Source organism: Streptomyces sp. NBC_00190 (genome assembly GCF_036203305.1).
In the GTDB taxonomy this organism is placed as follows: Bacteria; Actinomycetota; Actinomycetes; order Streptomycetales; family Streptomycetaceae; genus Streptomyces.
Genome location: NZ_CP108131.1, coordinates 7652281 through 7667042 on the forward strand (window position 1 = coordinate 7652281; position 14762 = coordinate 7667042).

At 76.6% G+C, this 14762-nt stretch carries 9 protein-coding genes; 6 read left to right on the plus strand and 3 right to left on the minus strand.

What is annotated here, in order from left to right; all coding sequences use genetic code 11:
* Positions 1 to 21: 21 nt before the first annotated feature.
* From OG429_RS35435 to OG429_RS35450, 4 genes are read left to right on the plus strand one after another with little or no spacing between them, the layout of a single operon-like run.
* Positions 22 to 4992, plus strand: a complete 4971-nt coding sequence (locus tag OG429_RS35435; RefSeq protein ID WP_328930519.1) for a DNA-binding protein — start codon at positions 22 to 24, stop codon at positions 4990 to 4992.
* Between the two features lie 37 nt (positions 4993 to 5029).
* Entirely contained in the window at positions 5030 to 6172 is a 1143-nt protein-coding gene (locus OG429_RS35440; protein WP_328929350.1) for an ATP-binding protein, read from the plus strand.
* Positions 6169 to 9765: a DUF5682 family protein gene (locus OG429_RS35445; protein ID WP_328929351.1), complete on the plus strand. Its 3597-nt coding sequence runs from the start codon at positions 6169 to 6171 to the stop codon at positions 9763 to 9765. The genes OG429_RS35440 and OG429_RS35445 overlap by 4 nt, the downstream gene beginning before the upstream one ends.
* The gene (locus OG429_RS35450) at positions 9756 to 11606 is read left to right on the plus strand and encodes a hypothetical protein (RefSeq protein ID WP_328930520.1); all 1851 of its coding nucleotides are present in this window, start codon (positions 9756 to 9758) and stop codon (positions 11604 to 11606) included. The genes OG429_RS35445 and OG429_RS35450 overlap by 10 nt, the downstream gene beginning before the upstream one ends.
* A gap of 64 nt (positions 11607 to 11670) precedes the next feature.
* Here the strand turns inward: OG429_RS35450 and OG429_RS35455 are convergent, their stop codons facing one another.
* The gene (locus tag OG429_RS35455; protein WP_328929352.1) at positions 11671 to 12141 is read right to left on the minus strand and encodes a MarR family winged helix-turn-helix transcriptional regulator; all 471 of its coding nucleotides are present in this window, start codon (positions 12139 to 12141) and stop codon (positions 11671 to 11673) included.
* Positions 12142 to 12268: 127 nt separating this feature from the next.
* Between OG429_RS35455 and OG429_RS35460 the strand changes: the two genes are divergently transcribed.
* Positions 12269 to 12886, plus strand: a complete 618-nt coding sequence (locus OG429_RS35460; RefSeq protein WP_328929353.1) for an SgcJ/EcaC family oxidoreductase — start codon at positions 12269 to 12271, stop codon at positions 12884 to 12886.
* Here OG429_RS35460 and OG429_RS35465 read toward each other — a convergent pair.
* Positions 12850 to 13368, minus strand: a complete 519-nt coding sequence (locus OG429_RS35465) for an HAD domain-containing protein (protein ID WP_328930521.1) — start codon at positions 13366 to 13368, stop codon at positions 12850 to 12852. The two genes, OG429_RS35460 and OG429_RS35465, sit on opposite strands and share 37 nt — an antisense overlap.
* Positions 13369 to 13470: 102 nt before the next feature.
* Here OG429_RS35465 and OG429_RS35470 point away from each other — a divergent pair, with 102 nt between their 5' ends.
* Complete coding sequence (locus OG429_RS35470) at positions 13471 to 14172, plus strand: hypothetical protein (protein ID WP_328929354.1); 702 nt, start codon at positions 13471 to 13473, stop codon at positions 14170 to 14172.
* Here OG429_RS35470 and OG429_RS35475 read toward each other — a convergent pair.
* Positions 14156 to 14713: a carboxylesterase family protein gene (locus OG429_RS35475; RefSeq protein ID WP_328929355.1), complete on the minus strand. Its 558-nt coding sequence runs from the start codon at positions 14711 to 14713 to the stop codon at positions 14156 to 14158. The two genes, OG429_RS35470 and OG429_RS35475, sit on opposite strands and share 17 nt — an antisense overlap.
* Positions 14714 to 14762: the final 49 nt, after the last annotated feature.

Genomic DNA, 14762 nt, shown 5'->3' on the forward strand with positions numbered 1-14762 from the left:
GACAGCAGCACCGAGAACACCATGACCAGCGACAGCACCACCGACAGCACCACCACGGGGAAGGACGGCGTGTCCGTGAGCGAGGCCGAACTGCTGCTCAAGGCCGGGGCGGTACTGCCGCACGGAACCGAGGGCGCGGGCCCCACCGCCGTCGACCTGACCGCGCGCGCCTACCGTCACCCCGCCCTCGGTGACGACCGCGTCGTCGTCCGGCTCGCCGCCGCCGAACTGGGCCCGGCCGAGGACCTCGCCGCCGGCTTCCTGGGCCTGGTGCCCGAGGAGGGCGAGCCGCCCGTCGTCGGCCTCGGCCACCGCCAGGCACTCGGCTTCCCCGAATGGGTCCTGGTCCACCACCCCGAGGACGGCCACCACGCCCTCGCCGTCGTGCCCGAACTCGACCGCATCGCCCGGCAGGCCAAGACGAAGCCCAAGGCGGCCCTCGACGCGTGCCACGAGCTCGCCGGGCGGCTCGCCGCCGCCGTCCCGCACTTCCTGCCGGTCTTCCACGAGCAGGCCGCCCGTATCTTCCTCGCCGTCGAGAACACCACGTACGCCGCCCAGCTGTTCGGCCGCGCCCGCACCGCGGAGGCCCAGCACGGGCTGAGCGTCGACGAGGACCGGCTGGACGCCGTCTTCCTCGAATTCGCCCTGGCCGGCGCCCTGCCGGTCAAGGTGCTCACCGGCTACGGCAAGGAACTGGCCGTCCGCGTCAGCCCCGCCGAGGCCCACGAGCGCTTCCGCCGCCTGTGCGTGCGCCGCACCGCGGGCGGGCTGCCGCCCTCCGCGCAGGCCGCCACCGAGCTGCGCCGCCTGGCCCGCGCCGCCGGCCTGACGGGCACCGAGCCCGAGCAGGACTACCTCGCCGAACTGCTGCCGCTGCCCGCCACCCTGCGCGCCGCGACCGGCTGGTGGAAGGCCCACCGCGGCGCGCTCGTCGCCCTCGCCCGGCGCGTTCCCTCCGTACGCGGCACGCTCCTGGACCTGACCCCGCCCGGCGGCGGTGACAGCGTCGCACTCACCGGCCTGTGGCTGGACATCCTTCAGGAGTCCGGCGCCACCGCCGGGCTGGAATCGCAGGACCTGCCCGCGGAGCAGCGGTGCGCCGACGGCGCGGCCGGCTGGCTGGAGCGCTTCCACGCCGCCCGCCACGCAGGCTGGGGCACGCGCCCCACACCCCCCGCGCTGCTCGACGTCGTCACCCGCTGCGCGGCGCAGCTGCGCACCGAACTCGCGCGCCCCGGACGGGAGGCGGGCCTGCGGGTGGGCGTCGAGGACGCCGACCTCCTCGACCTGTTGCTCACACTGGAGGTCCCGGTCGCCGATCCGGACCCCGAGGACAAGAGGTACCAGCACAACCAGCTGAACCTGCGCGACTGGGCCATGGCCGACCAGCGCCGCGACCTGGCCGCGGTCGCCGCCGACACGCGCTTCCACCCCGCCTTCCACCGGGCCCTGAACGCCTTCGGCGACGCCGCCGGCGGGACCACCGTCGTCCGGCGCGTCGCCGCCTCGACCGGCACCCGCCCGCTGCTGGCCGAGTGGATGCGCGGCGTCGCCCGCGCCTCCACCGCGGCCGGCCTGCCCGGCGTCCCCGACGCCATCCAGCGGCTGACCTGGCTGCCCGCCGAAGCCCTGGAACTCGCTCCCGAGGAGGTCGCCGCCGCGGCCGCCACCGATCTCGGCGAGACCCTCGCCCGCACCCTGCGGGCCGGTCTCTTCGAGGAACTGGTCTGGCCCGCCTGGGAGAGCGCGGTCGCCGATCTGACACCCGGCCAGGGGCGTCAGGGACTCACCGTCGTCGAGGCCTGGCCGTACCTGATCGTCGCCAACCAGACCCAGGTCCGCGTCATCGACGCCGACACCACCGTCCTCACGCACGACCTGCGCGTCCCCACCGGGTCCAACTACCGGTACGGATTCCACTACGTCGACGGCGACCTGCTGGTCTTCTGGTCCGCGTGGAGCGCCGACCGGACCGAGGGCTACTGGCACTCCTCGCCCGGCACCGTCTTCACCCTGGACACCGACCGCAACCACTGGTCGCTGCGGACCGAGCACGTCTCCCTGCCGCTCCCGGACGGCGGCCGCACCACCGGCGGCGGCGTCCTGCACCGCGGGGACACCGCGCTGCCGAGCGAGCTGCCGGTACTGTCCGACGGCACCTCGTACTGGGTGTGGCAGCGGCGCGACCATTCCTCCGAATGCGACGGGTCCTGCGGGAACCCCGGAAGCGGATGGCGCGAGTACGACCCCGCCGGCAACGCGCTGGGCCGGTTCTCCCTGCCCGGATTCCTCTCCGACGCGCTGCGTGCCCACCCGGAGGACGATGTCGCCACCGGGCAGTCCGGCTGGCTGCGGCCCGCGCCCACCGTCGAGGGCTCGGTCCTCGGCGCACCCGCCGACGGCCTGCTCGGCTGGCGCGCCGTCCGGATCCCCGGCCACGGCTGGCAGGGGACCGACACCGGCGGCCGCACCGTCACCGTGCCCGAAGGCGGCGACTACCCGATCGCCGCGCTCACCTTCCCCGGCGACGACCGTCCGCGCGCCCTGTCGCACCGCTGGCGCGAGCTGAGCATCAGCGACCCGGAGGGCGTGGTCACCGCCCAGTCCCGGGGCGACCACCGCAAGGCGGCCTTCGCCACCGGCAGCGTGGACCTCCCGCCGCTCTCGCACTGGTACGCCCTGCGCCCGCGCGACCCGGAGGGCTCCGCCGCGCTGCGCACGGCCGACGGGGAAACCATCGGCACCCTCCTGAAGGCTGCCGCGGCGGCGGACAAGGCCGCCGACCTGCCCGACCTGGTGAGTGCCGCCCTGCCCCGGGTCACCGCCCCCCGGCTGGTCGGCGGCATCGTCGAGGTCCTGCGCTTCGCCCTCACCCAGCAGAAGGCCCTGGACGCGGTCGCCGCCCGGCTCCACCCGGACGCGGGCCCCGCCGAGGAGACCGTGCAGGGCCCCACCGACCGGATCCTCGACGAGGCGCTCAGCGGACTCACGGGCGCCTCGTACTACCGCAACGGCGCGGACTCCGATGTCGCCCACCGCCTCCTGCGCGAACTCGCCGCCGCCTGCGCGCGGACCGACGCGGCCGAGGTGCCCGGCCGGCTCCACTTCGACGTGCCCGCGCTGCCGTACTCCAACCTGCGGTGGACGCCGCTGCTCGACCAGCCGGCCGCCGTCGCCTACCGGGCCGTCGCCGTCGGCGCCACCGACGAGCAGCGCGAGGCCCTCCTCGGCCTGCTCGGCGCGGTCGACGCCCTGGGCCTGGCCTCGGCCGAGGCCTCCGCCGACCGCTGGCGCCGCGTCCTGCTCCACCTCGACCAGCGCCACCTGCGCACCCCCGACGGCATCGAACGCACCCTCTACCAGCGCAGCGTGCTCCCGCTCGGCGGCGGCGCCGTCATCGCCCTGACCGAGCACAGCGAATCCGTGCCCGACGGGCAGGAGTTCGGCGCCCTGCTCCACGACCCCACCGGCCGCTTCACCGTCCCCGGGCCCTACTCCGTGCGCGGCGAGGCCCCACTCGGCGACCCGTCGCGCGACGCCGGCTGGCTGGCCGCCTTCCTCCAGGAGGCCGCCCGCCGCGGGGCCGCGCCGTTCGTCCCCGAGGCCGCCGAGGAGTTCACCCGTCTCACCGGAGTGCCCGGCGCCCTGGCCCGGCTGGTGATCGCCGGCCTGCCCCACGTCGACACCTGGCAGAGCAATTTCCTGCCCGCCGACCTGCGGACCGCCCTCGGCGTCAAGGCCACCGAGGCCGCTCACGCCCGCAACGAGCTCAGGAGCCTCGACAGCGGGGTACGGCAGGCCGTGGTCGCGGCGCTCCTGCCCGTCGACCCGGCACGGCTGTGGACCGAGGGACCGGACGCGGCCGCCGCGGCCGACGTGTGGAACCGGCGCGTGGGCCGCCGTACGCGAGTGCCCGACTGGCTCCTCGCCGAGGCCGCACGGGCCGTGCGCAGCGGCTGGGCCGCCCACTGCGCCCTGCCCGCCGTCCTCGACCCGGCGGCCTCGCGCGAACTCTCCGCCGACGTGGAGTGGACGGTACGGGGCGACCACGCGGAGCCCGTCCAGCCGGCCACCGAGCCCTTCACCTCGGCCGTGCTGACCGGGACCATGGCCATGGCGGCCTGGCTGGCCCACCGGCTGCCCGCGGGTGATCCCGTACGCGCCGCCCTGCCGCCCGCCCTGACCGCCGTCCGGCAGCGGCTCGCCGCGCCCGGACTGCTGCTCTGCGTCGGGCACTTCACCAGCCTGTCCGACTTCCGCAAGGCGGCGGGCACACCCACCGAGACCGGCGAGGACCACGAGCGGTACGGCGCGGTCGTCATGGCCACCCACGACGGGCAGCCCAAGCCCGCGCTGCGCCCGGCGCTGCTCGACTCCACCGGCTCCGACCCCTACTTGCCGCTGCTGCGCGGCGACGACCAGCGGATCTCGGGAGTCGAGGCGGCGCTGCTGACCGCACACGACCCGCGCTTCGCCGCCCTGCTCGCCGACCCGGGCGCCCCGGCGGCCGGCGCCGTCGACAAGGACGGCACGTGGTGGCCGCAGGACCCGAGCAGGTCGGTCCCCGAGCTGGTCGCCGAGGTCGCCGCCGAGCACGGGCTGGGCGCGGACGCGGCCGCCCTGTACCTCGCGCTGCTCGCCATGCCCGACCCCACCGACCGCAACACCGCCCGCTGGACCGGCTGGAAGCCGGCCCGCCTCAAGGCCGCCCGCGCCGAACTGGCCGCCACCGACCTCGTGGTGTCGGCCGGCCGGAGCCGGGCCGGGCGCTCGCTGTTCCTGCCCGGCGGGTGGGCGGACATGGCCTCCCCGGCGCTGCCCGTGGAGCGGTGGAAGCTCCCGATGTACGGCCACACCCTGCCGGGCATGCTGCTGCCCGCCGAACCGGCCTCGGAGCTCTACCGCCGGGCCTGGCAGCGGGTCCGCGAAGGCGACGTACCGCGCTTCGAGGAACTCAAGGTGAAGCGCACCCGCGCCCGCCGCCGCTGACCCCGCACGCACGACTTCCCCCTACCAAGGACTCCGTATGACCGTCACCGAACAGCCCGTACCCGCCCGGCAGGCGCTGCCCGCCGAGGAGCGGTACGCCGCCGAACTCGCCTTCCTCGCCGCCCAGGACCCCGGCCCCCGCCCGCCCGGCTGGGCGCTGACCCCGCGCGCCGTCGTCACCTTCGTCTGCGGCAGCGACGGCGCCGAGCTCACCCTGCCCAAGGGCGGCGGCAAGCTCGCCATCGCCCCCAAGTTCGTCGGCGAACGGGCCCTGGTGGAGCGGTGCGTGGTCACCCTCGCCGGAGAACGCGGGCTGCTGCTCACCGGCGAGCCCGGCACCGCCAAATCGATGCTCAGCGAGCTGCTGGCCGCCGCCGTCTGCGGCACCAGCGCCCTCACGGTGCAGGGCACGGCCGGAACCACGGAGGACGCCTTCCGCTACGGCTGGAACTACGCGCTGCTGCTGGCCGGCGGGCCGAGCGCGGGAGCCCTGGTCGACTCGCCGGTGCTCTCCGCCATGCGGACGGGGCGGGTGGTCCGCGTCGAGGAGATCACCCGCTGCCTGCCCGAGGTGCAGGACGCGCTGGTGTCCATCCTGTCCGACCGGCGGGTCAGCGTGCCCGAACTGACCGCCACCGAGGACGCGGTGGTCTCGGCGGCGCCAGGCTTCACGGTCATCGCGACCGCCAACCTGCGCGACCGCGGCGTCTCCGAGATGTCCGCCGCCCTCAAGCGGCGCTTCAACTTCGAGACCGTCGCCCCGATCGCCGACGCGGACGCCGAGGCCACGCTGATCCGCCGCCAGGCGGTCGCCGCCGTCCAGCGGGCCGGCGCCGCCTTCGCCGTCGACGACGCGGTGCTCGACGCGCTCGTCACCGTCTTCCGGGACCTGCGTTCCGGGCGTTCCGCCGAGGGCTGGGACGTGGAGCGCCCCGGTACGGTCATGTCCACCGCCGAAGCCGTGCAGGTGGCGGCCTCGCTGGGGGTCTCGGCCGCGTACCTGCCGGGCGGGGACGTGCTGGACCTGCTGCCGGGGCACCTGCTGGGCGTCGTACGCAAGGACGACCCGGCCGACCACGGGCGGCTGCTGGGGTACTGGGACGGCCCGGTGCGCCGCCGGGCCGAGGACGGCTCGGCGATGTGGCGCCGCCTCTGGGACCTGCGCGGGAGCCTGCGGTGACGAAGACCGATCCGCGGGCCGCGGTGGACGCCCTCGCCGCGTCCGGCGAGCCGTACCTGCTCGGGGTACGCCACCACAGCCCCGCGCTGGCCGCGATGGTCCCCGCCCTGCTGGACGCCTCGGGCGCGGACGTGGTCTGCGTCGAACTGCCGACGGACTTCCAGCCGTGGCTGGAGCACCTGGCCGACCCGGAGACCGTCGCCCCGGTCGCCCTCGCGGGCACGGGCGGGGACGGCCGCCTGGCGTTCTACCCGTTCGCGGACTTCTCCCCGGAACTGGCCGCGATCCGCTGGGCCCGCGGGTCCGGCGCGGCCGTCGTCTGCTGCGACCTCCCGCTGTCCGACCGCGGCTGGACCGCGCCGGACGCCGCCCCGGGCCGGGACGCCGCCCTGCTCCCGGCTCCGGGCGCGACCCGGCCCGCGGGTCCGGCGGCGGGCTCGCCGCCGGACCCGGCCGCGGGGGCCGGCCGTACCTTCGGCGACGGCCTCACCGCCGCCGGGACGGGCCGCGACGGTGACGACCTGTGGGACCGCGCCGTCGAGGTCCTGGCACCCGGCTGCTCCCCGGAGGCCGTCCGGCGGGCGGCCCTCGGCGTCGGTTGGGCCCTGCGCCAGGACGCGCCGGCCGTACCGGAGACGGACCTGGCCCGCGAGGCCCACATGCGGGACGTCATCGGTTCCGCCACCGCCGCGGGCCACCGGGTGGCGGCGGTGATCGGCGCCTTCCACGCCCCGGCCCTCCTGGGCACCGGCACTGTGCCGCGTCCCCGCTCCGGCGAGGCCGGGGCGGGCGCCGGCGCGTGCGCGGACCCGGCCGTCACCTCGTTCGTGCCGTACTCCTTCGACCTGCTCGACTCCCGCTCCGGGTATCCCGCCGGGATCCGGGATCCCCTCTGGCAGCAGGCCGTCCTGCGTGCCGCGGGCGACCCCGGGCGCCTGCGGGACGCGGCCTCCGTCGCCGTCACCGGACTCTGCCGGGAGCTGCGCCGCGCCGGGCACACCGCGGGGACGGGCGAGGCCGCCGAGACCCTACGGCTCGCCTGCGACCTGGCCGCCCTGCGCGGACTCCCCGCGCCCGGGCGCGGGGAGCTCCTGGAGGCCGTCACCACCGTCCTCGGCCAGGGCGAACCCCTCGGCCGCGGCCGGGCGCTGGCCCGCGCCCTGGAGGCGGTACTCGTCGGCACCGCCCGCGGGCGGATCACCCCGCACGCGCCCCGCTCCGGCCTCGGCCCCTCCGTCGAGGCCGAGCTGGCACAGCTGCGGCTGCCCGCACCGGACGATCCCGCCCCCCGCGAGGTCCGCCTCGACCCGCTGCGCTCCGCCCTCGACGGCCGCCGCGAGGTTCTCCTCCAGCGGCTCCTGGTCTGCGGCGCCTCCTACGGCGAGCCCCTCACGGTCGCCACGACCGGCGACGGGACCGCCCTCGGTACCAAGTGGCGGCTGTCCTGGACGCCTTCCGTCCCGGCCCGGCTCGATCTCGCCGGGGTCCGCGGCGTCACCGCCGCCCAGGCGGCCGCCGGCACCCTGCGTGACACGGCGCGCCGCGCCGCCGCCGACGGCGGGCCGACCCCGGCGCAGATCCTCGCCGGGCTGGCCGCCGCCGCGCGGTGCGATCTGCCCGAGCTGGTCGACGTACGGCTCCAGGAGGCGGCCACCGTCCTGCCGCAGACCGCGGCCCTGCCCGAACTCCTCGAGGCCCTCGACCTCCTGGAGTCCCTCCGCCGCGGCCATCTCCCGGGCACCCGCGCCGAGTCCCGTACCGCCGCCGCCGCGCTCGGCGGCGACCTGCTCGAAGCGGCGGTCCGGTCCCTGCCCGGCCTCGCGGGAAGCGACGACCCCGCCGACGCGGCCGCTCTCGTGGCCCTCGCCGACCGCGCCTCCGCGCACCACCTCGGGCTGCGCACCGACGCGGCCCTCGCGGCCCTGGCCGCCTCCGCGTCCCCGCTGATGCAGGGCGCGGCCATGGCCGTACGGGTCCTCCTCGACCTCGATCCGGCCGCCCGGCTCGGCGACCGGGCCGCCGGCTGGATCGACGGCGCCGCCACCGCCGACGGCCGCCGCGCCCTGACCCGCCGCCTCGCGGGACTCCTCACGGCCGCCGGACCACTGCTCCAGTCCTCCCCGGCCGCCCTCGCCCCGCTCCTCGACCGCGTCGAGCACCTCACCGACCGCCTCTTCCTCGATCGTCTGCCCGCCCTGCGCGGCGGCTTCGACGCCCTTTCCCCCGCCGCCCGCGACCGGTTGCTGGACACGGTGGCCGAGCGGCTGGGCGACCGGATCGACCTCGCGCTCGACGCGCCGCCCGCGCTGCTCGCCCTCTGGGCCGCCGCCGACGCTGCCGGGCTCGCCGCCCTGGGTGAACTCCCGCTGCCCGCCGCGGACGCGCCGCCGCTCCCGATGCCGCAGACCACCACGGCCGCCGAAGCGATCGAAGCCGTCGAAGCGGTCGACGCCCCGCGCGCACCCGCCCCCACCGGCCTGCGGCTCGCCCCCGCCGACCGCTGGCGGCTGCTGCTCGGCCGCGAACGCGACCGCCTCCCCGCGGGCGCCCGCCGCTACGCCCACGCCCTCGACGAGCTGTACGGCGCCGGCCGTGGCGAAGGCGCCTCGGGCGTCGACGGCGGCCAGGGCGGCGGCCAGGAGGCCTCGTTCCCCACCGCCCGCGAGTGGTCGCAGGAGCTGGAGGCGCTGTTCGGCGCCGACGTACGGGAGGAAGTGCTGGGCGAAGCGGCCGGAGCGGGCCGCACCGACGTACTGGCCCAGCTCGACCCGGCGACCGTACGCCCCTCCGTGGAACTGCTCAGCTCCGTCCTGTCCCTCGCCGGCGGGCTGCCCGAAGCCCAACTGGCCCGGCTGCGCCCCCTGGTCAGGAGACTGGTCGACGAACTCGCCAAGGAGCTGGCCACCCGGCTGCGCCCGGCCCTCTCCGGCCTCGCCACCCCGCGTCCCACCCGCCGCCCCGGCGGCAGGCTCGACCTGGCCCGCACCCTGCGCGCCAACCTCGCGCACACCCGGCGGCGGCCCGACGGAAGTGTGGTCGTGGTCCCGGAACGGCCGGTCTTCAGCACCCGGGCGAACCGCGAGAGCGACTGGCGGCTCATCCTCGTCGTCGACGTCTCCGGCTCGATGGAGGCGTCCGTCATCTGGTCGGCGCTCACCGCGGCCGTACTGGGCGGCGTACCGACCCTGTCCACCCACTTCCTCGCCTTCTCCACCCAGGTCGTGGACCTCACCGACCGGGTCGAGGACCCGCTCTCGCTCCTGCTGGAGGTCCGCGTCGGCGGTGGCACGCACATCGCCGCCGGACTCGCGCACGCCCGCTCGCTGATCACCGTTCCGAGCCGCACCCTCGTCGTCGTGGTCAGCGACTTCGAGGAGGGTGCCCCGATCGGCGGGCTCCTCGGAGAGGTCCGCGCACTCGCCGCCTCCGGCGCCCAACTCCTGGGCTGCGCCGCGCTCGACGACACCGGCACGCCCCGGTACTCGGTCCCGGTCGCCCGGCAACTCGTCACGGCCGGCATGCCGGTGGCCGCCCTCAGTCCGCTCGCCCTTGCCCGCTGGGTCGGCGACCGCCTCCGTGGAGAATCCCGTTGACCAGCACCGACACCCAACTGCCGCCCGTCGCACCCGAGGTGCTCGCCGAGGCGGTGGAGCAGCTCAGCGCCCGACTGCGCAAGAAGCTGGACGCCGCCACCGAGGGCTGCGCCGCCCTCGCCGTGCGGACGGCGGACGGCGAGGTCGTCCTCGGCTTCGGGGAGGACGCCGTGGTCACGCTGCGCCCCGGTCCCACGGGCGCGGTCACCCTCGCCGAACAGGCCGCGTGCACCTGCCTGTTGGCCCCGCGCTGCCTCCACCGCGCCGCCGCCCTGGGCGCCGCCCCGCTGGCGGACGCCGGGCCGTCGGCGGACGCCGGGCCGCCGCCGCCCGTACCGGAGGGGCGGACGGCGGCATCCGAGCCCGATGCGGTGTCCGTCTCCGTCTCCGTGTCCGAGGGCGAGCCCGAGCCCGAGTCCCGGCCCGAAGCCACGCTCACCGACGCGCAACTGCACGCGGCGCACGCCCTCTGGCAGGCCGCCGCCGAGGCCCTCGCCGCCGGGGCCACCGCCGGGGGCGCCGTCGTCCAGGCCGAGCTGCTGCGCGCCGCACACACCGCCCGCCTGGCCGGGCTGCCGCGCGCGGAGGCGGCCGCCCTGCGCGTCGTACGCGGCTTGCGCGCCGCCCGGGAACGCCGGGCCGCCCAGCGGCTCGGCGATCTCACCACGGCATTCCGTGAACTCCTGCGCACCGCCGCCCTGCTGGCCGCCGGATCCGCCTCCCCCGCGCTGACCGGCACCTCCCGCCGCGCCTACGCTCCGGGCGGCAGCCTCCAGGTGTACGGCCTGTGCCGGGAGCCCGTGCTCTCCGCCACCGGGTACGGGGGAGTGGTCACCCACCTGCTGGCCCCCGACGGCGCCGGCTACTCGGTCTCCGACGTGCGCCCGGGCGGCCTGGCCCGGGCACGCGGCGCGGGTTCGGCCTCCGTCGCCCTCGGCGGCGCCGCCCTCGACCACGCCGGGCTGGCCCGCGGTGGCCTGCGCATCGCCGGCGCGACCGTCTCCCCCGAGGGCAGGCTCGGCGCCGGAGGCGGGGTCCAGGCGACCCCGCTGCGCGGAACACCCTGGAGCGAAGGACCCGCCGCGGCGCTCTTCGCCCGGCCGGCGGCCGAGGCGGTCGCCCGCGCGCTGGCCGAAGCGGACGAGGCCGAGCCCGCCCTGCTCGGATGCGACGTCACGGTCGTCGGTGCGGCGGGCGAAGACCTCCTCGTCCGCGAGGCACGTCCCGACGGACCGCTGCTCCGGCTGCGGCCCGCCCACCCCCACCCGGAGCTGCCGCACACGGAGAACCTGCGCCGCCTCGCCTCGTACCCCGGCCTGACGCTGCGGATCCTGGGCCGCCCCGACCTGGACCGGGCCGCGACCCTGCGGCCCCTCGCCGTCGGACCGGTGCCCGGCGCCGAGCACACGCTGCGGCTGCCCGAGGAATGGCTGGGCCGCGCGGACCTCGGCTACGACCGGCTCCAGGGCGGCCACTTCCCGCCGCGGACCGCCTGCCCGGCCCCGGAGCCGGCTTCCGTCGGACCGGACCCCCTGGCCGACTCCCCGCTGTGGCGCGTACGCCGCCTCCTGGAGACCGGGGTCGCGGGCGGCCGCCGCGCCGTGGCCGAGGCCGCGCGGGGCACCGAACCCCTCGCCGCGTACGGTCCGCTGCGCCGGGCCGGGCTCACCGCGGGGGCGGAGCTGGCCACCGCCCTCGCCGCCGAGGCGGACCGCCGCCCCCGCGACGTCTTCGGCCGGCTCGCCGACTCCTCGGCCGAGGCCTACGCCCGCGCCTGGCTGGCGGCCGCCGCCTACCTGGCCGCGGCGGAACGCTCCCTGGTCCGCGCGTCCTGGACCTGACGGGCCCGCACCGCGGCCGGGGTGCTCCGACGGTTCGGAGCCCCCGCCCCGCGGCCCCCCCGATCTAGCGGCCGCCCTTGCGCTCCTGGGTCGCCGCCCGGATCTCCTCCGTCGCCTCACGGAACGCGGGGGCCGCGCGCGTGAAGTAGTCGAAGAGCAGGTCCAGTTGCTCCGGCGTGTACCCGGCGAGTACGTCGGCGATCCGCCTCCGGGCCGGGCCCACGGCCGCCTCGACTTCCGCCAGCGTGCCGGGCACGGCCTCGACCACGACCTTGCGCCGGTCCGCCGGGTCGGCGGTACGGCGTACGTAACCCGCGCGCTCCAGCCGGTCGATCAGCCGCGTCGTGGCGCCCGTCGTGAGCCCCGTCCCGGCCGCGAGCTCGCCCGAAGTGAGCCCGCCCGCCAGGGTGATGCGGCTGAGGGCGTACCACTCGGACGCCTGGAGGCCAGCTGCCTCCGCGCCCGCCATGCCGTGCAGCCCCACGGCATCGATGTAGTCCCGAAAGACCGCACGCCGGTCGTCCTGCTCCGCCATCGCGACACCATCCCCTTGCCATTTATCTGCACGTGTGCAGATACTGCATCTGTGCAGTTGCTGCCTCAGTGTAATCAATGGGGCGGCGGCCGTCATCCACCCGCACGCGCCGATCGAGAGGCATCCCGTGAACACCAGGACCGTCAAGGCCTTCAAGACCGTCAAGCGCGCCACGCTCGCCACGGCCGCCGTCCTCACCCTCGGCGCCGCCGGCGCGTATCTCTACCTCGACACCACCTCCGACGTGCGGCGCCCCGGCACGGAAGCGTGCGCCGACGTCATCCCGGCGGGCGCGAACCGCGCGGACGGCGAGGCCGTCTGCGCCACTCTCGACGCCCTCACCGCCGCCTGGGGCCGGGGCGACGCGGACGCGTACGGCCGCCAGTTCACCGAGAACGCCACGTACACCACCTATGTCGGCAGCCACTACGAGGGCCGCTCCGACATCACCGAGGGCCACCGGGCGCTCTTCGAGGACTTCGTCAAGGGCACCGAGCTGGCCGCCTCCTACCTCGACCTGCGCTTCCTCGGAAAGGACGCCGCCGTCCTGACGGGCCGGGGCGACGACTACAGCGGCAGCAAGCCCGGCCCCGCCGAGCTGTCCAAGGTCCAGACGTACACCCTGGTCCGCGACACCGACGGCACCTGGCGCATCGCGGCCTTCCACAACACCCAGCGGCACAACGTCATGGAGCGGTTCTCGTTCCTCTACTCCCCGGCCACGGCCCCGAAGGCGGAGAAATGACCACCGCGGTCCGCCGCCGTGTCCGGGATCCTGGTGTCCAGCCAGCCACGCAGCACGGTGAGGTCGGCGGCGGCCAGACCCCGCCCCGCGTCCACCCGGTGGAGCAGGGCCCGACCGGGGTGGTGGGAGGCCACCCAGGCCCGGTCGGGGTCGGTGATCTCGTCGTCGACCCAGATGAAGGGGCGGCCCGCCGCGTGGTCGAGGAGCGCGGGGGTCTTCCAGTGGATCCCGGCCCGGATGTCGTCGTCGCCGGATTCCGGCCACGCCACCACGGGCAGCTCCGGCAGGCCGAGCCGGGGCGCGACGCACTCGTTCGCGTCCGCCCCCCAGGTCGTCGCCCACACCAGCTCGCACGGCAGGGCCGCCAGACCCGGCCCGAGCGCGGGATCGATCCTCGCGAGCAGGGGATGGGCGTCGTCCCCCTGCGGGTACGGGCCCGCCCCGAACGGGATGAGCGGCCCGTCGACGTCCAGGAAGAGCAGAGGGCGGGCCTCGGAGCCGGTTCATGACAGCACGCTAGCCCGCGATCCGGCGGCGAGGGAACCTCCGCCGGTGGATTCGCCTCTTGAGGTGCGAGGGGGACGATGACGATGGCGATGACGCCGATGACGACGAAGACGGCCGGCCGGGTGCTGGTGGCGGGACTGCTGTGCGCCGTACTCGCGGGCTGCGGGACCCAAGGGGCGGGCCAGGCCGCGGGACCCGCGCCCGTCCCCAGCCTCACGCCGCAGAAGTGCGCGCTCGACGTGCCGACGGAGGAACAGACCGGCGGTTACGCGGGCCCGCCGACGGACCAGGAGACGGGCGCGTACGCCGGGCCGCCGACCGATCAGGAGACCGGAGCTTACGCGGGGCCGCCGACCGATCAGGAGACGGGCGCGTACGCCGGTCCGCCCACGGACCAGGAGACCGGCGGCTACGCAGGCCCGCCGACCGATCAGCAGACCGGCAGCGCCGCGCCCTCGGGTGACGCGGCGATGACCAACGGCGGCGGCCCGTGCGGTCCGGCGGACTGGTTCGACATGACCCGGGACTTCACCGCCTACTGGACCGCGCACAGCACCGATTTCGAGGACGTCGTCATCAAGGAGACCCGCGTCCGCAAGGTCCGCACCGTCGGCGAGGCGAGGATCACCTTCAGCACCGGATCGGTGGGCAAGGGCCGCGGGGACGACGCCCGCCAGATCGCCAAGGTGTTCGCCGACTGGCGGCGCGGGGTCTACGGCGACAGCGGCGACCTCGTCGTCCGCACCGCCGACGGGGTCGTCGTCACCGAGAAGTGGTGACCGGGGGCCACCGCGCGTCCCACAGCGCGCAGTGGTGTTCGGCCCGGGCGTCGACCGTACGGATCCCGCCCGTGCCGGGCGCCAGGGACAGCACCGAGGCCGGTGAGCGGTAGCGCGGCCACCGCGGCGCTCCCGTGGCCGCCGGTACGCCGGTGCGGGCGAAGCCGGTCCAGTAGTCACCCATCCGGTCGGCCAGCTCCTGCTGCGGGCCCGCCAGCGGTACCACCGGGAACAGGTAGGGCAGTTCGAAGCCGTGCGAGGCCCGGTACGGCAGCCCCGGCACCTCCGGCAGGCCCGTGAAGTTCGGCGCGTCGCCGTCGCTGAACCGGTAGCCGTACGTCGGCACGCGGCGGGCCAGCGCACCGCTGTCCCGCAGGGCCGGGCAGGTGAACGACGCGTCGGACAGCAGGGTGGCCCACGCCACGGCCGGCGTCGGGTAGGCCGAGACCGGATAGCTCGCCTCGACCGCGCGGGCCGCCCCGGCCCCGAACGACCGCTCCAGCCGGGCCCGGTACGTGGCTTCGTCGCCGACCGGGTACACCGCCAGGGCTGCGCCACGAAGATCCGCATCTCGTCCCGCGTCGTTCCCT